23 protein-coding genes, 1 tRNA gene and 1 pseudogene are annotated in these 24,506 nt (G+C 35.6%); 8 read left to right on the top strand and 17 right to left on the bottom strand.

What is annotated here, in order from left to right; translation table 11 throughout:
* Positions 1 to 49 precede the first annotated feature (49 nt).
* The 3 genes from atpD (at position 50) to ACYQZV_RS00115 (ending at position 1,812) form a co-directional block, all read left to right on the top strand.
* The gene (gene atpD / locus ACYQZV_RS00125; protein WP_459891949.1) at positions 50 to 1,462 is read left to right on the top strand and encodes a F0F1 ATP synthase subunit beta; all 1,413 of its coding nucleotides are present in this window, start codon (positions 50 to 52) and stop codon (positions 1,460 to 1,462) included.
* Positions 1,463 to 1,474: 12 nt separating this feature from the next.
* Entirely contained in the window at positions 1,475 to 1,732 is a 258-nt protein-coding gene (locus ACYQZV_RS00120) for a c-type cytochrome (RefSeq protein ID WP_459891947.1), read from the top strand.
* Positions 1,733 to 1,739: 7 nt separating this feature from the next.
* Positions 1,740 to 1,812: transfer RNA gene (locus ACYQZV_RS00115), tRNA-Met, on the top strand.
* Between the two features lie 7 nt (positions 1,813 to 1,819).
* Here the strand turns inward: ACYQZV_RS00115 and rnr are convergent.
* Together rnr and smpB are read right to left on the bottom strand one after the other, a co-directional pair.
* The gene (rnr, locus tag ACYQZV_RS00110) at positions 1,820 to 3,901 is read right to left on the bottom strand and encodes a ribonuclease R (protein WP_459891945.1); all 2,082 of its coding nucleotides are present in this window, start codon (positions 3,899 to 3,901) and stop codon (positions 1,820 to 1,822) included.
* On the bottom strand, positions 3,901 to 4,377 hold the full coding sequence (gene smpB / locus ACYQZV_RS00105) for an SsrA-binding protein SmpB (protein WP_459891943.1): 477 nt from the start codon (positions 4,375 to 4,377) through the stop codon (positions 3,901 to 3,903). The genes rnr and smpB overlap by 1 nt, the downstream gene beginning before the upstream one ends.
* Before the next feature lie 118 nt (positions 4,378 to 4,495).
* Here smpB and ACYQZV_RS00100 point away from each other — a divergent pair, with 118 nt between their 5' ends.
* Together ACYQZV_RS00100 and leuA are read left to right on the top strand one after the other, a co-directional pair.
* Positions 4,496 to 5,338, top strand: coding sequence for a CsgG/HfaB family protein (locus tag ACYQZV_RS00100; protein WP_459891941.1), 843 nt, complete (start codon positions 4,496 to 4,498; stop codon positions 5,336 to 5,338).
* A 43-nt stretch (positions 5,339 to 5,381) separates the two neighbouring features.
* The gene (leuA, locus tag ACYQZV_RS00095; RefSeq protein ID WP_459891939.1) at positions 5,382 to 6,929 is read left to right on the top strand and encodes a 2-isopropylmalate synthase; all 1,548 of its coding nucleotides are present in this window, start codon (positions 5,382 to 5,384) and stop codon (positions 6,927 to 6,929) included.
* Here the strand turns inward: leuA and aroE are convergent.
* Genes aroE through ACYQZV_RS00055 form a run of 8 tightly spaced genes read right to left on the bottom strand, consistent with a single transcriptional unit; the run spans position 6,926 to position 12,749 of the window.
* Entirely contained in the window at positions 6,926 to 7,747 is an 822-nt protein-coding gene (gene aroE, locus ACYQZV_RS00090) for a shikimate dehydrogenase (protein WP_459891937.1), read from the bottom strand. The genes leuA and aroE overlap by 4 nt on opposite strands.
* Positions 7,744 to 8,823 carry a phospho-N-acetylmuramoyl-pentapeptide-transferase gene (gene mraY / locus ACYQZV_RS00085; protein ID WP_459891935.1) on the bottom strand — a complete coding sequence of 360 codons (1,080 nt, stop codon included), beginning with the start codon at positions 8,821 to 8,823 and terminating at the stop codon, positions 7,744 to 7,746. The genes aroE and mraY overlap by 4 nt, the downstream gene beginning before the upstream one ends.
* Positions 8,824 to 9,387: an RNA methyltransferase gene (locus ACYQZV_RS00080; protein WP_459891933.1), complete on the bottom strand. Its 564-nt coding sequence runs from the start codon at positions 9,385 to 9,387 to the stop codon at positions 8,824 to 8,826.
* Entirely contained in the window at positions 9,384 to 9,974 is a 591-nt protein-coding gene (plsY, locus tag ACYQZV_RS00075) for a glycerol-3-phosphate 1-O-acyltransferase PlsY (RefSeq protein WP_459891931.1), read from the bottom strand. The genes ACYQZV_RS00080 and plsY overlap by 4 nt, the downstream gene beginning before the upstream one ends.
* A 1-nt stretch (position 9,975) precedes the next feature.
* Entirely contained in the window at positions 9,976 to 10,563 is a 588-nt protein-coding gene (locus ACYQZV_RS00070) for a phospholipase D family nuclease (RefSeq protein ID WP_459891929.1), read from the bottom strand.
* Positions 10,560 to 11,813 (bottom strand): phosphoribosylamine--glycine ligase, encoded by a 1,254-nt coding sequence (gene purD / locus ACYQZV_RS00065; protein ID WP_459891928.1) that lies wholly within the window; start codon positions 11,811 to 11,813, stop codon positions 10,560 to 10,562. Before purD ends, ACYQZV_RS00070 begins: the two co-directional genes overlap by 4 nt.
* On the bottom strand, positions 11,810 to 12,070 hold the full coding sequence (locus ACYQZV_RS00060) for a hypothetical protein (protein ID WP_459891926.1): 261 nt from the start codon (positions 12,068 to 12,070) through the stop codon (positions 11,810 to 11,812). The genes purD and ACYQZV_RS00060 overlap by 4 nt, the downstream gene beginning before the upstream one ends.
* Before the next feature lie 52 nt (positions 12,071 to 12,122).
* A complete protein-coding gene (locus ACYQZV_RS00055; RefSeq protein WP_459891924.1) occupies positions 12,123 to 12,749 on the bottom strand; it encodes an NAD(P)/FAD-dependent oxidoreductase in 627 nt (208 codons plus the stop codon).
* 188 nt (positions 12,750 to 12,937) lie between these two features.
* Between ACYQZV_RS00055 and ACYQZV_RS00050 the strand changes: the two genes are divergently transcribed.
* From ACYQZV_RS00050 to ACYQZV_RS00040, 3 genes are read left to right on the top strand one after another with little or no spacing between them, the layout of a single operon-like run.
* On the top strand, positions 12,938 to 13,786 hold the full coding sequence (locus tag ACYQZV_RS00050; protein ID WP_459891922.1) for an NAD(P)-dependent oxidoreductase: 849 nt from the start codon (positions 12,938 to 12,940) through the stop codon (positions 13,784 to 13,786).
* The gene (gene recJ, locus ACYQZV_RS00045) at positions 13,786 to 15,483 is read left to right on the top strand and encodes a single-stranded-DNA-specific exonuclease RecJ (protein ID WP_459891920.1); all 1,698 of its coding nucleotides are present in this window, start codon (positions 13,786 to 13,788) and stop codon (positions 15,481 to 15,483) included. Before ACYQZV_RS00050 ends, recJ begins: the two co-directional genes overlap by 1 nt.
* On the top strand, positions 15,483 to 15,980 hold the full coding sequence (locus ACYQZV_RS00040) for a metal-binding protein (RefSeq protein ID WP_459891918.1): 498 nt from the start codon (positions 15,483 to 15,485) through the stop codon (positions 15,978 to 15,980). The genes recJ and ACYQZV_RS00040 overlap by 1 nt, the downstream gene beginning before the upstream one ends.
* Positions 15,981 to 16,703: 723 nt before the next feature.
* On the opposite strand, the pseudogene ACYQZV_RS00035 reads toward ACYQZV_RS00040, so the two are convergent.
* From ACYQZV_RS00035 to ACYQZV_RS00005, 7 genes and pseudogenes are all read right to left on the bottom strand, one after another.
* A pseudogene (locus ACYQZV_RS00035) lies at positions 16,704 to 16,820 on the bottom strand (phosphoribosylaminoimidazolesuccinocarboxamide synthase); the annotation flags it as partial.
* Positions 16,821 to 16,896: 76 nt separating this feature from the next.
* Positions 16,897 to 17,916: a hypothetical protein gene (locus ACYQZV_RS00030; RefSeq protein ID WP_459891916.1), complete on the bottom strand. Its 1,020-nt coding sequence runs from the start codon at positions 17,914 to 17,916 to the stop codon at positions 16,897 to 16,899.
* 117 nt (positions 17,917 to 18,033) lie between these two features.
* Entirely contained in the window at positions 18,034 to 18,405 is a 372-nt protein-coding gene (locus tag ACYQZV_RS00025) for a carboxymuconolactone decarboxylase family protein (RefSeq protein ID WP_459891914.1), read from the bottom strand.
* 123 nt (positions 18,406 to 18,528) lie between these two features.
* Complete coding sequence (locus ACYQZV_RS00020; protein WP_459891912.1) at positions 18,529 to 19,749, bottom strand: Nramp family divalent metal transporter; 1,221 nt, start codon at positions 19,747 to 19,749, stop codon at positions 18,529 to 18,531.
* Between the two features lie 4 nt (positions 19,750 to 19,753).
* On the bottom strand, positions 19,754 to 22,414 hold the full coding sequence (locus ACYQZV_RS00015) for a plasma-membrane proton-efflux P-type ATPase (protein ID WP_459891910.1): 2,661 nt from the start codon (positions 22,412 to 22,414) through the stop codon (positions 19,754 to 19,756).
* Between the two features lie 390 nt (positions 22,415 to 22,804).
* The gene (locus ACYQZV_RS00010) at positions 22,805 to 23,797 is read right to left on the bottom strand and encodes a chorismate-binding protein (protein WP_459891908.1); all 993 of its coding nucleotides are present in this window, start codon (positions 23,795 to 23,797) and stop codon (positions 22,805 to 22,807) included.
* Positions 23,773 to 24,506 (bottom strand): aminotransferase class IV (locus ACYQZV_RS00005; RefSeq protein WP_459891906.1); only part of this gene is annotated, 734 nt, incomplete at its 5' end. The genes ACYQZV_RS00010 and ACYQZV_RS00005, both read right to left, overlap by 25 nt.

Here is a 24,506-nt window from a genome sequence, read left to right as displayed (position 1 = left end):
TAAAATATAAAAATGCTATAATAGTAAAAACTTTGAAAAGGTGGAAGCTATGAAAGAAGGTAAAGTGGTACAAGTTATAGGAGCGGTATTAGACGTAGAATTTGACACTGAAGAACTTCCCCCAATAAGACACGGACTTGTGATGGATAGAAGGTTTATGGGGGACAACGACGAATGGCTTACTGAGAAGCTTTACTTGGAAGTGGCTCAGCACATAGGAGAAAAAAGGGTAAGGGCCATAGCGATGGGACCTACTGATGGTATACAAAGAGGTGCTAAAGTCCAATATCTGGGCGGTCCTATAAAGATACCAGTAGGTGATGGAATATTAGGAAGAGTTTTTAATGTAGTTGGACAGCCTATAGATGAAGCTGGCGATGTAAAAGCTACAGATTTTTGGCCAATGTTTAGAGACCCACCACCTCTTACAGAACAATCCACAAAAGTAGAGATACTTGAAACTGGTATAAAAGTTATAGACTTGTTAGAGCCTTATGTAAAGGGTGGTAAAGTAGGTTTGTTTGGTGGTGCCGGTGTTGGTAAGACCGTTTTGATGCAAGAGCTAATACACAACATAGCAAAGTTCCACAAAGGTTATTCTGTGGTTATAGGCGTTGGTGAGCGTACCCGTGAAGGTAACGACCTTTGGCACGAAATGAAAGATTCAGGCGTTTTACCATACACTGTTATGGTTTATGGTCAGATGAACGAACCACCGGGTGTTAGGTTTAGGGTAGCTCAAACCGGTATCACGATGGCTGAGTATTTTAGAGATATTCAAGGCCAAGATGTTTTGACGTTTATAGACAACATATTTAGGTTTGTGCAAGCGGGCTCTGAAGTCTCAACGCTTTTAGGAAGATTGCCCTCTGCGGTTGGATATCAGCCCACATTAAACACAGACGTTGGAGAAGTCCAAGAGCGTATTACATCTACAAAGAAGGGTTCTATAACATCGGTGCAAGCGGTTTATGTGCCAGCTGACGATATCACAGACCCAGCTCCATACTCTATATTTGCGCACCTAGATGCTACTACGGTGCTAGCTCGTAGATTGACAGAGTTAGGTATATATCCAGCCATAGATCCTCTTGAGTCCACATCCAAATATTTGGCTCCAGAGTTTGTAGGTCAAGAGCATTACAACGTAGCTATGGAAGTAAAGCGAATACTACAAAGATACAAAGAGCTTCAAGAAATTATAGCAATCCTTGGTATGGAAGAGTTGTCCGATGAGGATAAGGCTATAGTCAATAGGGCTCGTCGTATACAAAAGTTTTTATCACAACGCTTTCACGTGGCAGAGCAGTTTACAGGTATGCCTGGTTCTTACGTAAAACTAGAAGATACCATTAGAAGTTTCAAGGAAATACTTACTGGTAAATACGATGATTTACCAGAAAACGCTTTCTATATGGTAGGAAGCATAGACGAAGCCATAGAAAAAGCTAAGAAAATGTAATATATTATGTATATGAGAAACTTAGCTTTGGTTTTGGGACTTATCGGTGTGGCAAGTTTTGGGGCTTTTGCTATAACCCCGCAAAAGGTGTTTGAAATGCATTGTATGCAATGTCACAATGGCAAAAGAGCACCTTCCGCTAAAGAGCTTCATACAAAGTTTGCTGGTAAGAAGAAAGAGCTTATAGAGGCTATATCACATTGTAGACCTGCTATGGCTTTACCGGCATCAGAAAGAGAAGCTATTGTAAATTGGTTATCTTCTAAATAATTCAAAAGGCGGTATAGCTCAGGGGCTAGAGCGGAGATCTCATAAGTCTTAGGTCGGAGGTTCGAATCCTCCTACCGCCATTTTTAACTAAATATCTTCTACTATCTCAAAATCCAACTTGCCCCTCTTTTCATCTACTTTTATTACTTTCACGCTTACGCTATCCCCTAACCTATAGGTTTTATTGCTTTTGGTATCTATAAATCTATGATTTTCCTGATCATAAACAAAGTCCCCTTGCACAGAGCCTATGCTTACAAAGCCTTCTGCTAATATAGTTTTAATTTGAACAAAAATACCATTTTGTATAATGCCCGTTATGATACCCTCAAATACCTCTCCTATTTTATCCTTCATAAACCTTGCTCTGAGAAGGTCTATAGCTTCGTACTCAATTTTGTCTGCTAAACGCTCTTTTTCAGAAAGATGCACGGCTGCCTCTTCAAGATAACTCATATTAAAAGCCAAAGCTTTTTTCTTTAAAACGGATTTCACTATTCTATGGACTATGATATCTGGATATCTTCTTATAGGGGATGTAAAATGGGTGTAATGTTTAGAAGCAAGGCCAAAATGTCCTATGTCTATTGGTGAGTATTTGGCTTTCTGCATACTTCTTAAGGTTAAAAATCTTACCAAAAACTCCTCATCTTTTCCTTCAAAATGTTCTATGATTCGCTGGAAAAATTTTGGCTCAAACTCTTCTGGCATAGCTGTTTTATATCCAAGTCCAGAGAGTATTTCTAATAGATTTTGCACCTTTTCTCTGTTTGGTTTTTCATGTACCCTATAAAAGCCTAAATTAGACTTCTCATTCATAAATGTGGCTATTGCTTCGTTGGCAGATACCATAAACTCTTCTATTATCCTATGTGCTATGTGTCTTTCGTAGGGTATTATAGCGCTCGGTTCTCCCGTTTCATCTACTACAATCTCAGCCTCAGGCAAGTCAAAGTCTATACTTCCCAAATCCCACCTTATCTTATGTCTTTTTCTATATAGATTTTCCATTTCGATCAATGTTTCTCTTAAGCCTTCAATCGGTGGTTTTAACTTGCCAGTTATTATATCCAAAGCTTCATCGTAGGTGAGTCTTGCTTTTGAGTTTATAACGCTTTCGTATATTTTGTAATCTTTTAGTGTTGCGTTTTTATCAAAAACCATTTCTACGCTAAGGCAAAATCTATCTTTATTTGGCACCAAACTGCAAAGATCTGAAGAGAGTTCTTCTGGAAGCATGTGTATGGCCTCTCCAGGAAGGTAAACGGTGGTACCTCTTTCGTAGGCTTCCTTGTCAAGAGCACCGCCATATTTTACAAACAACGATACATCCGCTATATGTACAAAAAGCCTATAGTTATCACCGTCTTTTTCAAGATAAACAGCGTCATCAAAATCTTTTGCCTTTACAGGATCGATGGTAAAGCAAGGTTGGTCTCTTAGGTCTTTTCGTTTTGATATCTCTTTTTCAAAATCAAACTTCTCTAAAAATGTTTTTAACTCTTTTATGGCGTCTTTTGGATATTGATTTTTTAAGTTGTATTTTCTTTTTAAAAGCTCCAAAGATAAGAAACTTTCAGATGGGTTTCCTATTATCTCTACTATCTTACCTTTGGCTTTTTGAGTCTTTGTGGGATACTTTGTTATTTTTACTAGTACCAGCTGGTCTGGTTTTATATTTTTGCATTGATTTTTAGAAAGCTCTATATCGTGAAAATGGTTTTCGTCTATTGGATTTGCAATGCACTTTTTAAAGTTTGATATGCTGCAAACAAACTCCTTTCTAGTGCGTTTTAAAACTCTTTCTATCCTTAATTCTTTTTTACCTTTGTAAAGGACTACATATCCTTCTACTTCGTCTTTGTCAAAAACTTTTTGCATCTCAAAAAATGGTATATATATATCTTCAGAACCATCTTTTGGTATTAAAAACCCAAAACCAGCAGGGTTTGCCTCTACTGTCCCCACTACTCTTTGTAAGGATTCTTGACTTAAGCTAAAGTGTCCTTTTGTGGTTAGTATTTTGTTTTGTTTTATTAGCTCTCTAAGTATTTTCCTAAGTATTTTCTTGTCTATAGGGATATTTTTGGAAAGCTCCCCAAAAGATACTGGCTTTTTCTTAGAGGATAAGAAGCTTTGTATGGCCAAAATTATCTCATCTTTTTCCATCAGAGCTTTACTCTCCCTTTAAACTCTCTTTGAATTTCTCTTTTTATATCTTTTTCTTTTAGTTCTCTTCTTTTATCGTAAAGCTTTTTACCTTTAACTAATGCTATATCTACTTTTACTTTACCGTTTTTAAAGTATAGGCTAATGGGTATTATAGTGTATCCTTTTTCTTTTGATTTTCCTAAAAGCCTCAAAATCTCTCTCTTATGAAGAAGCAACTTTCTCTTTCTAAGAGGGTCTGGTGGTTTTATGGTAGCGTACTTATAAGGGGCAATGTATAGGTTGTGTAAAAAAGCTTCACCGTTTTCTATCCTCACAAAGGAATCTTTAAAAGAAACCGTTTGCTTGTTTCTTATAGATTTTATTTCTGGTCCCAAAAGCTCAATACCTGCTTGATAAGTTTCTACGATTTCATTTTCATGAAGACCTTCTTTGTTTACGTATCTTGGTGTGTTATTTTGTTCATTTTTTTTCATATTATATAATATACTATATTTATATCAATGAGTGTATAAGTTAAATTTTAAACTGTCAGAAATTGCATAAAGGTTGTGTTTATGTGATATAATAGTGCAAAATCGTTGGAGGTGTTTTATGTTAGAAAAAGCAATTTATAAGTCTTTTAAGCAGGCTATGGTGGGCTTGTCATTTTTAGGGCTTATTGGAACAACCTTTGCAGATACCAAGGTGAAGGAAATGAGTCTTCCGGTACCAAAATGCTCAAGCCCTGTCTACAACGTATCTATTATGGATTTTAGCTGTAAAGCTGCCGCTTGTACGGCACCAAACGCTCCTGGTGGTGGTTTTGCTGCACTTGCGGCTGTATTTGCTGGAAACGGTGGTATATCTTCTGTAGGAAAAGGTGTCAGCAATATGCTAACCACAGCTTTACAAGCTACAAATTGCTTTCACGTTATAGATTTAAAAGCTTATAAGAAGATGCAAGCTTTACTTGCAGCTACCGGGCAAAAGGTAAAACCACCTCATATAGATTACATGATAACTGGGGATGTAACATCTATAAGCTTAAGCACTTCTGGTGGTGCTTTAGGGGCTGGTCTTATACCGGTACTTGGGCTTATATCTGAAAGAAAGCAAGAAGCTCAAATGGGTATAGATATAAACGTGTTAAACCCTGCTACTGCAGAGACTGTGCTTGCCAAGACTTTCCAAGCGGATAGCTCTAAAACTTCATGGGGTATAGGTGGTGCTGGTGGTGCTGGTATGGCTGGTGCAGCTGGTGGTTGGAGTATTTCTCACAATCTATCTTTGGATAACGTGGCAAGAAGTGTAGTTATACAAGCTGCCACTTACATAACCAAAGAGCTTGCTGGTAAATACATAACTTACACTCCGCCAGCTCCTGGAGAGAAATCAAAAGATAATTCTTCTGGGGCAACTACGGAAGGGGCAAGCGCAGGAGCAAACGCAAATTGATATGTTTCATAGTTTTTAGTAAAAGTATTTAGATATTATTTTTATGGATAAGAATAGAGTATTTATATTTGACACTACTTTAAGAGATGGCGAGCAGGCTCCTGGCTTTTCAATGACTATAGAAGAGAAGTTACAGATGGCCCATCAATTGGCAAGGCTTGGAGTGGATATCATAGAAGCTGGTTTTGCCATAGCTTCTAAAGGGGATTTTGAGGCTATAAAACTTATCGCTTCGGAAGTAGAAGGTCCTACTATATGTTCGCTAGCAAGAGCTAACGAAACTGACATAGAAAGGGCTGCCGAAAGCTTAAAACCAGCCAAGAGAAAACGCATACATACCTTCATAGCCACATCCGACATACATATGCAATACAAGCTTAAAAAATCAAAAGAAGAAGTGTTAGAGCTTGCTAAAAAAGCGGTAAAATTTGCAAGAAATTTTACAGACGACGTAGAGTTTTCCTGTGAAGATGCCACTAGAAGCTCCAAAGACTTTCTTTATAAAATCATAGAAGAGGCTATAAAAGAAGGTGCTACCACTATAAATATACCAGATACCGTTGGCTATGCTACTCCTTTAGAGTTTTACGAGCTTATAACATCTATAAGAGAAAACGTTCCAAACATAGACAAAGCTATAATAAGCGTTCATTGTCACAACGACCTTGGTATGGCCACCGCCAACTCTTTGATGGCTTTAAAAGCCGGAGCAAGGCAGGTAGAATGTACTATAAACGCCATAGGTGAAAGAGCTGGAAACGCAGGGCTGGAAGAGGTGGTAATGGCTTTGGTAGTAAGAAGAGAATACTTTGACAACCTTTACACCAACGTAAACACCAAAGAGATATACAAAACCAGTAGACTCCTTTGTAGGATTACCAGCAGTTTTGTTCAGCCAAACAAAGCTGTGGTAGGGGACAACGCCTTTGCCCACGAGTCTGGTATACATCAACACGGGGTTTTGTCAAATCCAATGACTTACGAGATTATGAAACCAGAAGACGTCGGTTTTCCATCAAATAGGGTTGTACTTGGTAAGCACTCTGGAAGGCATGCTTTAAAATCTCGTTTAAAAGACCTTGGCATAGAACTTCCAGAAGATGAGTTTGAAAAGCTTTTTGAGGAGTTTAAGGCCCTTTCTGATAAGAAAAAATACATATACGATGAGGATATAGAAGCTCTTATATACAAGGATATATTAAAACATGACAACAAACCCATAAAACTTTTAAGCTTCCAAGTACAAACCGGAGACAACATACTTCCTACTGCCACGGTTAGCTTAGATATAAACGGCGAGAAAAAAGTGCTTACCTCTACCGGTGATGGCCCTGTGGATGCCGTTATAAAAGCTATAGAAAAAGCCTTACCTTACGAGCCAAAATTCTTAGATTACTCTATAAAAGCTCTTACACCAAACGCCGATGCCCAAGCGGAGGCAAGAGTTTTGATAGAGCTAAACGATATAAAATCCTCTGGCACAGCCACAGATACAGATATAGTAAAAGCTAGTGCCAACGCGTTTTTGGATGCTGTAAACAAAGCCCTATTTAAAAAGCAAGTAAAAGAAAAAGCTATAGAGGGAGTTTAGAATGTGTATGATTCTAAAAGCTCAAAAATCTGAGGTGCTATATCAAAGGCATCTATACCAGTCCATATTTTAAAACTCTCTAACCCTTGGTAAACAAGCATCGGGAGTCCGTTTATGCCGACGGCTTCCTTTTCTTTGGCTTTTTTTATTAAGAGTGTGTTTTTGTATATAACATCAAAAACTATATGATGAGCAGATATTTTATCATAATCAAAAAGAGGTTTATCGTCGTCTTTTAATCCTATCGATGTGGTGTTGACTATTATATCTACGTTATCAAGCATACATTCTATATTTTGCACAACCTCTATGTTGAAAATTTCTTTTAGTTTTAAAGCTTTTTCTATAGTCCTATTGTATAGATATACTTTTGTACCAGCGTTTACAAGTGCATATATTATAGCCTTAGAGGTACCACCTGCTCCTAGGACTAAAGCTTTTTTACCATTTAAGGTGGTTTTTTCTTCTAAGGCTCTTTTAAAACCTATATAGTCTGTGTTGTAAGCTTTTATAATATTTTCTTCAAATTTTAGCGTGTTGCAAGAGCCTATTTTTTTAACATCCTCTGATACCTCATCTACAAACTCTAGAATACTTTCTTTATGAGGAATGGTAATATTTAAACCCTTTATAGACAAAACCTTTGCACCTTTTACGGCATCTTTTAAATCCTCTGGTTTTACTTCAAAGGGTATGTATATAGCGTTTATATTTTTTTGGTTAAAAGCGTAAGACTGAAAAACCGGTGATAGGCTATGCTTTACCGGATATCCAAATATGCCATAGCAAAGGGTTTGGCCGTTTGGCAATCTCATCATCTTAATTTTAACGTAGCTATTGTAAATATTGCAAGAAGTATAGACACTATCCAGATTCTTACTACTATTTTTGGCTCTGGAGTGCCGTTTAGTTCAAAGTGATGATGAATAGGCGCCATTTTAAAAACCCTTTTCCCTTTGGTAATTTTAAATACGCTAACTTGGATTATAACGCTTAAAGCCTCTACTACAAAAACTCCCCCTGCTATTATAAGGGACATCTCTTGTTTTGACATAATAGCAAGCATACCAAGAGCCGCTCCGAGTCCAAGAGAACCTACGTCTCCCATAAACATTTGAGCCGGAAAAGAGTTAAACCAGAGAAAACCAAGGCCGGCCCCAACAACAGCCATACCAAATATAGCAAGCTCACCGGCGTTTTCCACATAGTGAATTTCTAAATACTTTGCCAATATGCTATTACCAGCAACATAAGAGATAATACCAAGGGCAAAAGCGGTGGTCATCGCTGGGACTATAGCAAGACCGTCAAGCCCATCTGTAAGATTTACAGCGTTTGAAGTAGCTATTAAAACGAGCATTATAAAAACTATGTAAAAATATCCTAAATCTAGTTTTAGGCTTTTAAAAAAGGGGAAATATATATGGGTATCTATATGCATAACAAAAAAAAGTAATAAAGCGCTTATAAAACTCACGATTATTTGCCCGAACATTTTGGATTTTGCAGATATACCTTTTTTATTTTTTAGTTTTACAAAATCATCTATAAAGCCTACAGCGGCAAAACCAAGCACTGTAAAAGCCATTATCCAGGTTTGTACTATATCAAGCCTCATTAGTAAAATTGAGGCAAGTTCAAGGCTCAATATTATAATAAGCCCACCCATTGAGGGTACGAATTTTTTCTTAGAATGGGCTTCTGGCGTATCTTCTCTTACGTATCCACCGTACAATCTATTTAAGGCTGTTACCTTTCTCATGAAAATAGGAGATAGCGCTAACGTGATAAGAAAGCTTAGGATAACGGCCATCAAAGCTCTAAAGGTAATATATCTTAATACGTTAAACAAAAAAATATGATTTTTAAGGATTAAACCAAGCCAATATAACATCTAACACCTGTTTTTGCTGAGAAGCCTATCTAAGATGATGGCAGCTGCGTTTCTGACAGATAGATGATTCCAATCAGAAGCTCCGTAGATGGGCTCTAATATCAAGTCAAAGGTTTCCATCAAAGATTTTGGTATACCGTATCCAGTGCCAAAAAGTATAAGATAGTCTTTATCACCAGATTTGATAGCTTCTGAGAGCTCTTTGTAAGATATTGTGTTTGGGTAAGTCCTGGCATCTGTTCCAACTGTGATGGGCTTTTTGCCTTTTTTGGAGATTATATCTTCTATAACTTCTTCGTAGTTGTAAAGAAGTTTTACAAGTGATACGCTTTCATACCTTGTAAACTGCTTTTCTTTGTTTTCAATAGAAGTCCAATACTCTATCTGTCTTTGGATTATCTCCCTTTGAGAGTCCACCGGATGAACTATATAGTAAGTCTCTACATCGTAAGTCTTAGCTGGTCTTGCTATATCGTGTAAATCAAGGGTGGTAAAAGACGTGATGATTTTGTTACCAAACCTATCTGTGGCAGGCCAATGTAAAACTGCTATAAAAACGCTCATTTAAACCTATATTCCTCTTTGTTCAAAAGCCTAAAAATGTTGTCTTTGTGCTTATATATTATAAGAAAAGCAATAAAACTAGCACCAATTTTTTGAGGAGTAGTAAAATCACCTTGTAAAAATAAAAAGTATCCTACCAAAACAGAGATTATAGAGGCTAAAGATACATATCTAAAAAGATAAAACACCAAAGCCCACAGCAAAAACATCTTTACAGCCAAAAAAGGAGATATCCCAAACACCACACCAAAAGCTGTGGCAACCCCTTTACCACCTTTAAAGTCAGCTCTATAAGAATATATATGTCCAATAATAGGAGATACCATTACAATTCCAAACCATAGAGAATTTGGATTTACGTAAAATCTATCTAGTATCGCTATCAAAAATCCTTTAAAAGCATCTAAGAAAAACACCAGAGCCCCGTATTTTTTGCCAAGAGTTCTAGTAACGTTTGTGGCACCTGCGCTTTTGCTTCCTACTGATGTAATATCTATACCCTTATAAGAGGCTATAACTTTTGCAAAAAGAATAGAGCCTAAAAGATAACCAAACACGCTAAGAAGAAAACCCATTACAACGCTCATATCAGAAACCGCCTTCTTCTTTTGGTTTAAAATCGTTTCCTATAGAATACATCCAGTTAAAATACTTTTCATAAATATCGGCAAGTTGCGGGCTTTTAATGATAAGAAGGTTTTCGTAATTTAGTTTTTCAGCGGATGCGGTCCAGTTGTAAGAACCGGTTATCACCTCTTTACCGTCAATCACCGCAAATTTGTTGTGCATAAGTCCTTTTACAAACCTAGTCTCTTCCACTGGTAAAGTCTTTATGGGTATGCCAGCTCTGTAGAAAAATCTAGACCTTGAAAATCTTGTGTCGGCTTCTCTTACATCCATTACAAGCCTAACCTTTACTCCTCTTTTATAAGCATCTATGACGGCTTGACCTATAGGTCTTGATGTGAAAGCATACATTGCTATGTCTATAAAAGAATGAGCGTTGTTTATCTCTCTTATTATGGCATCAGAAGCCCCGCCGTTTGGTGAAAAATAAACAGATACCAAAGCGTTGTTTATGTGTAGAGTTTTAGCACCAGAGGGCTTTGTCGAACAGGAAAATATAGAAGTGCAAAAAACAATGCCAGAAAATACCAGAAATATCTTTTTTATCATAGGTATTTAAAAGCTTTTTGTCCTATATCTTTTCTATAAATGGCGTCTTTAAAATCTATAAGCGATATTGCACTGTAGACATCTTCCAAAGCCTTTTTTAAATCTTTTGATTTAGCACACACCGTGAGGGCTCTGCCTCCAGTAGAATATATTTCTTTATCTATTAACTTTGTATTTGCTTGGAATATTACTGCACCTTTTTCTTGGGCTTTTTCTAAATTTCTTATAGGTGTAGGCTCGCAGTTTCCATATGGATAGTTTTTACAAGCCATTACAACTCCCACTGCAAAATCTTCAGATATACCATCTTCTAGGATTTCTGGATTATTAATTATATCTATAAGATTTTTTTCTAGCATCATCATAAGCACCTGAGCTTCCGGGTCTCCCAATCTTACGTTAAACTCCAAAACGTAGGGTTTTCCTTCAGATATCATAAGCCCTATATACAAAAACCCAGCATAGTTAAACCCTTCTTCTTCCAGACCTTTCATCAAAGGTTTTACAATGCTTTCTTTTATTTTTAAATCCATTTCTTTGTTTATTATAGGGGCTGGTGAGTATGCGCCCATGCCACCGGTGTTTGGTCCTTCGTCATTGTCTTTTAACCTTTTGTGGTCTTGAGAGGTGGGCATCACACCAAACTTGCCATCTTTTATAGCTATTATGTAAGAGGCTTCTTCACCTTTTAAAAATTCCTCTACCACAACCTTTTTGCCAGACTCCCCTAGTTTATTTTTTATCATAAAATCTTCTAAAACTTGTATGGCCTCTTGTTTTGAATTTACTATGACAACGCCCTTACCAGAGGCAAGACCGTCTGCTTTTATAACAGCTGGGTAGCCTATATCCTCTATGAAGTTTAGGGCTTTTTTGGGGTCTGTAAAAGTGCTATAGTTGGCGGTAGGTATTTCATACTTTGACATAAAGGCTTTTGCAAAATCTTTGGAGCTTTCAAGCATGGAAGCCCTTTTAGAGGGTCCAAACACAAAAGCTTTGCCTTCCAATAAATCCTTTATGCCTTTTACAAGGTATATCTCCTGACCTGGTATGACTACATCTATTTTATTTTCTATTATAAATGTTGCTATGTCTTCTATGCTGTTGGCGTTAAGCTCTATGTTTTGGGCTATCTTGTAAGTGCCTGCGTTTCCCGGGAAAACAAAGATGTCTTTTATCCGTTGGTCTTGTCTTAATTTCCAAACTATAGCGTGCTCTCTAGCCCCTGAACCTAGTACTGCAACCTTCATCTTCTTTTTTTGTAGTATAAAAGATTGCCGTCGCTGTCAAATTTGGCTATACCACCGCTTCCTTTTACAGTATAAATACAGCCTTTTCTTGTATGAGACACTTTTATATCCTTTATATCACCCACATAAGAAGAAGCATCTGCTGTAATAGAGTTTACATCACAGTTAGACATGGGTTCGTATTTTCTATGCCATGCCAAAGCCAAAGAAGCCACCCCTAGGTATAAAATTAAAAACTTTTTGTAAGCTTTTAACATAATGATATTATTTTATCACAAAAGCCTACAAAACGCTTTAAAACCTTAGATATCAGGATTTATCGGGTACGTCGTGTATAACTATGGGCTTTCCAGCGTATTTGTTTAGTATATTGATAGCTACTTGCACACCAGAACCAGCTGCACAGGCAAACATAGAGCTAAATCCCGCTAGAAGCCCTGCTACGTATAGATTTTCCACAGGTTTTTCGCCTTTATCGATAGCTTCATATTTTTCGTTGGTTTTTATCATCACTCTATTAGGTTTTGGTGAAAGTGGGTTTTCTACAACGTTTAATTCTATACCCTCTATATCAAAAGCCTTAAACCCAGTGGCTAAAACTAACACATCTGCTTCAAAATCCTTTCCAGAAGAGGTTTCTATGTGAAAATTTCCATTTTTTGAAACTCTTTTCACCGTGTCTTCTATTATTTCTATACAAGGATATTCTATCGCTTGATTTTTGATTTGTTCTAAGAGCTCTTTACCTAAGGTACCTCTTTTTATGCCAGGGACGTTGTTTAGTTTTGCACTTTTAAGGTCCGAAGTGCCGTTATCTATAACCAGCACCTTTTTATCCTTTGCAAACTCCATTTCATGCTCTACAGCAGAACCAATGGTGATAGCACAAGAAAGCCCAGACGGTCCTCCACCAACAATTACAATATCGTATCTCATGGAAAAATTCTAAACTGTAAAATCCTTTATTTCAAGAGTTTTTGTCATAAGTTTTTAATAGCTTGTCCAAAATGTGGTAAAACCAAGCCCAAAATAGCGGTAGAACTGTTAAAAATGATTTATGGTTTTAAGAGATAGAAAAATCATTTTTTCTTGCAAAATCTTTAAAATATTGATACACTATTGATATGAAAGTAGGATTTATAGGATTTGGAAATCTTGGCTCTGCAATTGCAAGGAGGCTTAAGTCCTTAGGTGTGGAAGTGATAGTCTATAACAGGACAAAATCAAAGGTAATAGATTTTAAAGCGGTGGATTATCCTTACGAGCTTCTTCAAGAGACAGATTTAATTGTCGTAAACGTATTTGACTCTTTGGCATCAAAAGAGATGATATTTGGAGAAAATGGTCTTGTAAAAGGAAATCTAAAGGGAAAAACTATAATAGATACCACCACAAACCACTACGCATACGTAAAAGAAGCTTATGAAGCCTTAAAATCTCTCGGGGCTCATTATCTTGATGCTCCTGTACTTGGTTCTGTGATACCTGCTTCAAAAGGTGAACTTGTAATGCTTGTGGGTGGAGACGAAGAGGTTTTTAAAAGCGTAGAAGAACTTTTAAAGCTTTTTACAAAAGAAAGAATATACATGGGAAAAGTTCCAAACGGCACTTACGGAAAGCTTATAAACAACATAGTTTTAGGTACTTTCATGGATGCTATAGCCCAAGCGTTTGGCATAGGTGAGACAGTTGGTCTTTCCAAAGAACTCATTTTAAAATTTTTAGAAATTGGGGCTGGAAATTCATATATACTAAACGTTAAGAAACAAAAGCTCTTAGAAGAGGATTTTTCTCCTCAGTTTTCTGTAAAAGCCATATACAAAGACCTTCACTATGTCCAAGATTTGCTAAAAGATTTTGGACTATTTTCCTTTAGCTTATCCTCTGTGAAAGAAACTTATGGACTTGCTATAAAATCAGATATGGCAGACCTTGATTTTTCTGCTATATACAACCTTTATAAGAAACCTTGATGATAAGTGCTCTAGGTAGAAAAGTTTATATTAAAAGCCAAATTAAAGATGTTTATGATTCTGAAGATTTTTACGATATTATTTTTAATACGCTTCTTAGCCTTAGAAATATAAAACCAGAAGATTTGGAATCGAAATTAAAAAATATCCCTAGTTTTGAGCTTTTACCAAATATAGAAAGTGCTGTAGAAAGATTAGTAAAAGCCATAAAGAATAAAGAACGCATAATACTATACGGAGATTACGATGTAGACGGGGTTACATCCACTACCATAATGTACGATTTTCTAAAACAGATAGGGGCAAACGTAACACCAGTTTTACCAAACAGGGTTTCTGGATACGGTCTTTCAAAAGATTTGTTAGATTTGTTTTCAAAATACTCAAACCTCGTATTGACCTTAGACAACGGTACCACAGCTACCGAAGAGATAAAGTACGCAAAAGAAAAATACAACATGGACTTTATAATATTGGACCATCATAGAATAAACGAAGAGCACGAGGACCAAGATAAAAAAGCTATAATAGTAAATCCAAATTTAGAAAAAGACAATCCTTTAAAAGGGATATGCACGGCAGGGCTTTCTTTTTATATGGTGGGGGCTTTAAGAAGGGCTTTAGATATAGATTTTGATATAAAAAGATACCTTGATTTGGTGGCGATAGGGACTATTGCAGATGTTATGCCTATAAACCCTCTAAACAGAATTTTGATATCAAAAGGTCTAGAGCTTATAAACAAAATAAAGGATATGCCGTTTGGTACAGCTACAGAAATCGGTAAAGCGGGCATGAAGGCTCTTATAAACTATATCACAAGGACAGAAAACGGTAAAACAAAGCTAATAACGGCAAAAGATATAGGCTTTTCCATAGCCCCTAGGATAAACGCAGCGGGTCGTATAAAAAAACCCATTATCGCTATGAGGCTTTTAGCTGAAAAAGATTACGAGAAAGCAAAAATTCTCGCAACTGATTTAGATAAATTAAATCAAGATAGGAGAAAAATATCTAATTCTATTTTCCGGGAAGCTTATGAGCTGGCTACAATGTCTAATGATGATTTCATAGTGTTAGGAAAAGATACTTGGCATCACGGGGTCCTTGGTATAGTAGCCGGAAGGCTTTCTAACAAGCTTAAAAAACCCACTGGTATTTTTTATATAAACAGCACCTATGCCGTTGGTTCTGTTAGGTCTGTGGAAGGTCTTGATGTGCATAAGCTTTTATCGAACGTAAGCTATATGTTTGACAAATGGGGAGGTCATGCCGGGGCTGCTGGTATTACCATTAAAAAAGAGTATTTTGAGGCTTTTAAAAGAAAAATAAACGATTTATTGAAAAAAGAATCTTTTGAAGTGGATAGGATTTTAGAGGTGGATATGGAGCTTCCCTTAAGAAAAGTCTATAGCTCAAACGGTGTTGATAAAAACATGTATAGAATAGTGGAAAGGCTCTCTCCTTATGGTGAGCTAAACCCAGAACCTGTCTTTATGTCTCAGGATATAACCATATCTTCTATATCAAATAGAGGTATTGGTGTAAAAATAAAATCTATAGACAAAGGAAAAGAGATAGAGCTAAATTGTTTTGAGGAGGAGCTTTTTATAAAATTAAAACCAGGTCAGTGTTTAAAAGCAATATACAACATAGATTCTTACGGTATAAACATGATAGATGCGGTATTTTGCTGATGGCTTCTGGTAATACTCACGATTTTTTAAACTTGGCAACGCTTCCGATATTTTTGTACGGAGTCCCGCATGAGTACTTTCTTTACTTTGGCAGTGCTTATGTGATAAGTACCGTTTTGCTATCTCCAGATATAGACCTTCATCATTCAAAACCTTCAAAACGCTGGAAACTACTAAAGTGGTTTTGGCATCCTTATCGCATATTTTTTAAGCATAGAGGCTTATCTCATTTTCCAATAATAGGTACTTTATCTAGGCTTTTATATGTCTTAGCTTTGGTGATTTTTCTTTATTTTGTGATTGTGGGTATTATGAGTTTTGCTCATTACTCTCAGGCTTTTATTAAAAGCTCAAATACAATATTCCAAGAACTTAAATCTAGGGTAAAAGAAGAGGATGTTTTCTGGTTTGTAATGGGGGCTATAGTATCTGATTTAGTCCATATTTTTTGGGATATGGTGTTTTCTTTTTTGAAGAAAATAAAAAAGCTTGTATAAGTTAACATACACTATGGACACCTACCTTTGTTAAAATTTTCTATAAACTAATAAATAAAGGAGGTAAGTTTTTATGGTTAAAATTTTAGGAAGAACTTACACAGCATTAGAAAGTGGGTGACAAGTCTGCCACGGTTCACAAGTTTGCCACGGTTTATAGCGATAAAGTTTATGAGGTTGGAGTAACAGTATGAAAATTTGGTATATTTTTTTAGTGTAAGTGTTAGCGTGTGGCATACTTATCACGATGTACGGCAACTCATACATCCATAGACTTTACCTCCTGATTTTGGTTTTAAAGAATGTATTCTTGGAGTCTAAAAAGTCAATAGTTGAAATATGATTTAACCCATTGAAAAAGCGTTTTCTAACCTTAATATTTTACAAATCACTTTTGGTAATCAAACAAAACATGATATATATATATACCTCATTTATGTATTTTCATTGTTTAATTTTAAAAGCCAAAAAATAAAAATTCTTAAAAAATAAATTAATTCAAACCAAAAAACAAAAAATTTACATCCGCTTTTTATAGGCTTTAAATTGTTTAAATTGTATTTTTATGTATTATAATTCCATAACAAGATTGTTTTTTAAATCTCTATATACTTGACAGCCAAGTCTTAAATTTTTAAATTTTTTAGTATGATAAAAGTTGAGAAATTGAAGGAGCTTTAAGAATTGCCCTTATACTTATAAAGAGGTTATAGGTAGAGAGGTTTAAGTTTTTAGGCTTTTAATACGATTTAAAATATTTAAATAACCCTCTTTTAGGTCTCCAAGGTCAAATCTAAATCTATCTTTGTCTAATTTCTCGTGGGTGGTTTTATCCCAAAGCCTACAACTATCCTATAAGTTATAGACGGCCAAAGCCAGACAAGGCTAAGGCCAAAAATTTAAAACTATAGTTTGATTAGATGTTGTTGTATAAAATGTTAGTCTGGTAAAAAGGTTCCCATGGTCCTTGTATAGCAAGAGCACCAGCTGGAGCAAACGCCTTTTTAAACCTTATATCTAAATGAGAGTTTTCGTGATCAGCCACGGATTTCCAAATTCCGTGCATTAAATAATCTCTCATTCCATTTGCTTCATAGGCATTTTGTAGAATTTCCGTTGACAAGGGCTTTTGATAATAGTTATTGGTTAGTGAACCGGGATTTCCATCGTGAGGATTTGTAGCTGGTTGATAAGTTGTCTGAGCGACTTCAAGAAGCTTCGTGGCTTTGTTGTTTACTATGTCTGTGTTTGCAGAGTGTATAGATACATGATTTATCACTGTAATGGTAAGTCCGTTCGATGTGCCATCAGAAGGAATAGGCTTATAATCAATGTTTGTTATGTCTTTCTGATTTCTCAAAAACTCAACAATTTCTTTTTCTTCTTTATAGATTTTTTCAGGATCTCCAGCGGCTATGGTTTTATATATGCCTTGATAATAATCTGTCATTATATTTGTTTTAGAAGGTGGATTTGTAAAAGGGCTATACATGTATAAATGAGGTACAATAGAATTTTTAAACTTTTCTTTAGCCCCAGAATTTACGAGATTGTCGTAATTGTTAAATCTTATAAGCAAAGAGTAAAAATAAAATGGTGTTAGCCTATGATTTGCCGCATCCACATAAGCAGAGCGTAAGACTCCTTTTAAAGAAGGATCTATATTTTTTACCATAGTAGATTCCCCCACCATTTGTTTAAGAGATAAACTTAAAAACCCGTTTTTGGTTTTTAGGAATTTTATATAATTGTTAACTTCTTCTATAAGATTTGGAATTTGCGGACCACCCACTTTAAACTCATAATATAAAGTTACGGGGCCTTTTGGTTTTGATTGTCTCTTTTCAGCTTCGTCGCTTGTGCTAAATCCATAAGCACCTAAAAAACTTGTGGTTACCGCCAATCCTGTAGTAGCGATAAATTCTCTTCTGTTCATGTTAGTACCTCCTTACATAAAAATAATTTTATATAAAAATCTAGTTCAACCCTGTCAATAACTTTGTAATAAAGCTTTGGAGGCTGATTAGGATCTGTTAAAACGATGTATTTTCCACTATACTTCCTTTGCTAATTCTTTTAAAATAGGGCTGGCTGCGCCTATTATTCCGCTATTGGTTGCATGTTTGACTATCTTTATAACCGATAAGAGCTCTTCCTTAGTGACTCCCATGCCAAGGGCTGCCCGTGTTTGGGTTTTAATACATTCTTCATCTTTCATCGCCAATGCCGCTGCTAGAAATATTAACGTTCTTGTTTTTGGATCAAAAGGAGAGTTATCGTCTCCTACGCTGTTTTTAGAGCTCATAGCTACGTCCATTATAAGCTCTGGGGCTACATCTCTTGCATACAAGATTGCATCTGGTATGTTTTCACGCCCACCTAATTTCTGAGCCATCATACTCAAAACTTCTTCCACATTTGGCATATAAATACCTCCTTACATAAAAAAAATTTTATGTAATTAAAGTTAATACTAATTAAATAAAAAGTTATGATTTAAACTATTTTTTATATCTTTCTTCTGGGCTTTTAGTTATAGTTATATTTACTATTTTTTTGAAAATACAGAGTAAAGCATATAAATAGTGGCAAGCAAAGATATTAAAAGAGTTATTATCAAAAATATATTGTTAAACCATTTGTTAGTATGGGTTCCTAGAATCTTCTTATTGTTTCCTAAAACTAAAAGTAAACTACTTAAAATAGGCAAAAGAACACCGTCAAATATTTGGCTATAATAAAGAGCGTCCACGGCGGAAATAGAAGACAAAATTATCAAATCTCCCACAAGCAAAGAACTCAAGAACACAATATAAAATCCTTTTGCGTCGCTGATTTTGTAATCCATACCTTCTCGCCAGCCAAATGTATCTGCTATTGCATAAGCAGAAGACCCAGCTAAAACTGGGATAGCCAAAAGCCCCGCCACTATCACTCCCATACTAAATAACGCAAAAGCATGTTCACCTGCCACTGGTTTTAACGCAATGGCTGCATCCGTTATAGTTTGAATTTTACGCCCAGAAAGCATAATCGCAGAGGAAACTATTATTGCGTAAGAAATTACATTTGAATAAATCATGCCAATTGATGTATCCGCAGACATAATTTTCGCCTGTGCAACCGTTGCATGTTCTTCTCTTTCTTCAGAAGCTTGCCAGAAAATCATATAAGGAGAAATGGTAGTTCCCAAAAGCCCAAGAGCCGCAAGAACGTATGCAAGATTGTATTGTATTTGTGGAATAAATGTATCTATGAGCATTTTCTTTATATCGGGTTTTGCCAAAATGGCGGAGATTACATAAACAGCAAGCAAAATAGTGAGTCCAATCAAAACTTTTTTAATCGTCTGGTATGCTTTAAATATCACAAGATAAGCTATTAAAAGTGTAATAGGAATTAAAAAATAAACAGCTTTTATTCCAGTGATTATTTGGAAAATTGTGGCTATCGCTTCCAAATCTGCACCTATTGTAAAAATGTTTGCAGCCAAAAGACTTAAAACAATAAAGTATGTGAGCTTTTTTGAATAATAATTGGTCATTATCTCTGGTAAGCTCCTTCCTGTAACAATAGCAAGCCTTGCCGCTGTATCTTGAACTGCTATCATCATTGGTGTTGAAAGGACAATCAACCAGAGCTGAGAAAATCCTGTAGTCGCCCCAACTATAGTGTACGTGAGAATACCGGCGGGATCATCGTCCGCTCCACCGGTTATTATGCCGGGACCTATTTTGCTTATATTTTTTCTTAATTCTTCTTTTTCCATATCCTTATGTAATCTTTACACCTATTTCTTTTCTAACCCAAGCAAAATGCCCTGGTGCAAACATGAATTTTTTTCCCCAATACATCCTTAGTATAGCCATTTTTACAGCATCGTTGAATAAAAACCAAACAGTTGCATAACCCCATATGAATATAGCCCATTTCCATCCAATAGGTGCAAACAATCCCCACCCTCCATACACAGCTATAATAGTTCCAATAAAATTTGTACCCATAGTCGCAATAAAAAGAGGAGGCGATGGTAAAGGTTTTTTGAAAAACCAGTCTTTAGCTCGCGTAATGAAAATAGTATAGTGCCCCGCTATAATAAGTTTCAAAAATATGATAGTTTGAATCGTGTGTATTTGGAGCTTCCAATACCTAACAAGTAAAAAATACAACAGAAAAGAAGAAACAACTCCCGCTATCCCAAGCCAAAAGGCCATAATTATTACTTCGTACATATCCCATCTTACAGGTTTTTTAGATATCCTTGCATTATCGTATGCTATGGATAAAATAGGTATATCGTTTAACAGTGCTAAAAGTATAATCATTAAAGAGGAGACTGGATAAAATTGAAATATAACTATAGATAAAACCATAAAGAATACGACCCTTACAGTTTCGGCTATTCTATAAATAGTGTAAGCTTCCATTCTTCCAAATATTTGACGGGCTATTTCAATGGCTCTTACTATTACCATAAGCCCAGGGGATAAAAGCACAAGGGAAGCAGCGGCTCTGGCCGCATCTGTGGAGTTTGAAACAGCTATACCGCAATCTGCTTTCCTAAGAGCCGGCGCATCATTAACGCCGTCCCCGGTCATCCCTACTATATGATTTGCTTTTTGAAGCTCATCCACTATGAAATACTTATCTTCTGGGAAAACCTCAGCAAATCCATTCGCTTCTTCTATTATTTTGATAATTTCTGATTCATGCTTTTTTATGGTTCCAGTGGATAGCTGTATACCTTCAAGCTCTTTTTCCACAAGTTTTGCAATCTTATCAGCTTTTTCTTCAGCTTCTTTTTCGGATAAGCCTTCATCAACTTCAAGAAACGCTTTTGTTATAACTTTGGCTAAAATAGTATATTCTTCGTAAGTTTCTCCTTTTAACTCCTTTGCACTATAGATCTTGTCCCCTATATTAAGAAGTTTTGCTATGTACTTGGCGATAGCTTCGTTATCTCCTGTTATCATTTTTACATCCACGCCGTATTTCTTAGCTTCTTCAATGGCAGATTTTGAATCTTCTCTTGGTGGGTCAAACAGAGGGATTAATCCTACAAAATTAAACCTATGTTCATCGGTATCTTTGTAAGCAACTCCAAGGGTTCTAAAGCCGTTTTGAGCAAACTCTTCTACTTTTTGATAGGCAAAATTTTTATCAAACTTAGAATCATCGCATATCTCAATGATCACTTGAGGTGCACCTTTTGTTGATATTATTTTTTTATCACCACAGCTAACAACCGCTTCCGTTCTTTTTCTTACAGGATCAAAGGGAATAAATTTTTCTTGTTTACAAGATTTTAACTTATCATAAAAATTATGTTCTCTTAACCAACTAAACAAAGGGGCTTCTATGGGGTCTTTGTTTTCTTCTTTTGAGGCAAGACAAGCATAAAACATAAGGTCTTGTGGATTGTATCCATCTACTGTAAAAGGATTTGAGATAGTCATTTGATTTTTGGTAAGGGTTCCTGTTTTATCCGAACAGAGAACATCAACTCCTGCAAGTTCTTCAATAGATGCAAGCCTACTGACAATTACTTGCTGTTTTGCAAGGTCTAAAGCACCTATTGCCATGGTGACCGTCAAAACAGCGGGTAGCGCAACAGGTATCGCTGCAACTGTTAAAACAAGCGAAAATCTGATAATACTTTCCCAGCTGGCACCTCTGCTTAATTCAAACAACACCATTAAAGCTACAAGTATCAGCGTAAGCACTATCAGAAAATCCCCCACTTTTATGACCATCTGCTGGAAATGAGACCGCTCTTCCTTTTCCGCTTTCGCAACAAGTTTTACGGTTTTACCAAAGTATGTGTTTAAACCTATGGCAACGACAACAGCTATCATCTCCCCTTGTTTTACTACAGAGTTTGCATAGGCTATATCCCCTGCCTTTCTTGTAACTGGTAAAGATTCTCCAGTAAGAGCTGACTGATCAATAGAGATAAAATCACCCTCTGCAAGTTTGACATCAGCAGGGATTATATCACCTATTTTTAGCTTTATAACATCTCCTATCACTATTTCTCTAGCATCGATCTCTTTCCATGCCCCATCTCTTAAAACGAGCGCTTTTTTTGCAAGCTTTTCTTTTAAAACTTTTAAGGCAGAAATGGCCTTGTGTTCTTGCCAAAAATCAACTCCAGCATTGACAAACAAAAGAGCTGTGATAATTGTAAAATCTTCCAATTTTCTTACAGCAGCAGAAAGAATGGCCGCAACTTCGATCATCCATGGTATAGGTCCCCAAAAACGCCTGAATATCCTATGCCATAGAGATTCTTCTTTTTCAGGAATCTCGTTTAATCCGTATTTTTTCAGCCTCTTTTTTGCCTCCTCTTCTGTTAATCCTTTTCGGACATCTGTTTTCAACTCTTTTATAATATCATCAACCTGTTTGTCTTTAAACTCATCCATAATATCCATTTATTAACCCTCTTTTTATTCTATTATCTACATAACTCATTATAACATTGTTTTATGTTAAAAGCCCATAAACGAAAAGATTTGTATAAGTTCACATACACTATGGACACCTACCTTTGTTAAAATTTTCTATAAACTAATAAATAAAGGAGGTAAGTTTTTATGGTTAAAATTTTAGGAAGAACTTACACAACATTAGAAAGGAGGTGACAAGTCTGCCACGCCCCACAAGTCTGCCACGGTTCACAAGTCTGCCACGGCCTATAGCGATAAAGTTTATGAGGTTGGAGTAACAGTATGAAAATTTGGTATAATTTTTTTAAGTGTAAGTGTTAGCGTGTGGCATACTTATCACGATGTATGGCAACTCATACAAAGCTTGTAAAATAACTATGCTTTTGCTCTAAAAAACTTTGATTTTAATAGATTTTCTTCATACTCTTTTTCGTTGACTGAGTCATACGTGATGCCAGAACCAGCATAGTAAGAGAAACTTTTCCCATAGCCTATCAACGTTCTTATCAATACACTCGAAACCATATTTTTACCTTTTATAAGAGAAGCCACACCGCAATAATACGCTCTATCAAAAGGCTCAATATTTTTTATGAGATAAGTAGCCATTTGTTTTGGAGCACCGCTTATGGATGCTACAGGTAATATTTGACTAATTATCTTCAAAGGGTCTTTTTTAGTTTTGCCATGAACCTCAGAGTACATATGATAAAGGCTTTTGTGTTTTGATATAGCGAAAAGCCTTTTACAACAAACATCTTTGGATATTTTGTTAAAGTCGTTTCTCATAACATCTGTTATCATTAGGTTTTCTGCTCTGTCTTTTTGGCTTTTAATAAGCTTTGTCTTGTATTTTGATGTGCCTTTGATGGGCTTTGATGTTATCTTATATTTGTTTTTCTTTATAAAAAGCTCCATAGAGCCACTTATTATATAAAAATCTTTGTCTTTAAAGAAAAACCCAAAATCCACCGGCTGATAATTGTAAAAGTGCCAAAATAGATTCTCTTCTTTTGAATTTAGCTCAAAATCAAATCTCATGGCTAGATTTATTTGATATATATCACCATTTTCTATATGTTTTTTGGCTTTTAAAAGCATATCTATATAGTCTTCTTTTGTTGTTTTTCTTAAAAGCCTAAAACGAGATTTCTTATAGGATGGTCTTATTTTTACAAAAGAAGATATCTCTATATCTATTATCTTTTCTTTAGAAAAAGGGATTATTATAAAGTGTGGATGCTTTTTTATTGTTATGTCTTCTAACCTATCAAGGTATGATACATCTTTTATGTTTGCTTTATATATAGTTTTATTTTTCTTGTTTAGGAAGCCTGAGGCTATTAGGAGTTTTCTTTTTGTATGCATGCATTCAACCAATATTCTAAATCTTTTTCAATCTTGAATATTTTATTGTCAATAGCGTTTATGGCTTTTGCACCTATTACAGAGTTTAGTATAAAAGCACTCTCAAAATCTTTTAAGTCTTCTAACTTTAGGCTTATAAAATCAATATCTATATAATCTTTCAAAGTTTCCAAAGTTATACCAAACAAAAGTCCTGATTCTAAAGACGGAGTATAAAATTTTCCATGTTTTACAAATAGTAAATTTGAAGAAGACGTTTCTTGTATAAAATCCATCTCATTCAAAAATATAGCGTCAAAACATCCTCTTTCAACGGCGTACCTTTTTGAAAGCGTGTTTAAAAGGTAGTTTGTGGTTTTATGGTATATGGTTATATCTTTACTATGTCTTTTGTAGGGAGATATTGTAAGGTTTAATTGTTTTGGAGGTGTTGTTTTAGGTCTTTCTTTTATATAAACTCTGTAGTTTTTTGGCTTTTCATAGTAAAGATTTGTTTCTTCGTAAGCTATTAAAAGCTTTAAAACAGAATTTTTTTGATAATCTTTTAAAATATCAAGTATTTTATCAATGTCAAGCTCTAGGTCAAACAATGTTTTTGAAGAGTTGTTTAGTCTTTTTAGATGTTTTTCAAAAGAAGGGGTGAAACCATTGTATATAAACGTTTCAAAAAGACCTTGAGAGAATTGAAGGTTGTTGTCCATATTTTTCC

This window comes from Hydrogenobaculum acidophilum, assembly GCF_054656715.1.
The sequence above is the reverse complement of the archived record's forward strand: the minus strand, read 5'-3'. Positions and strand labels throughout refer to the sequence as shown.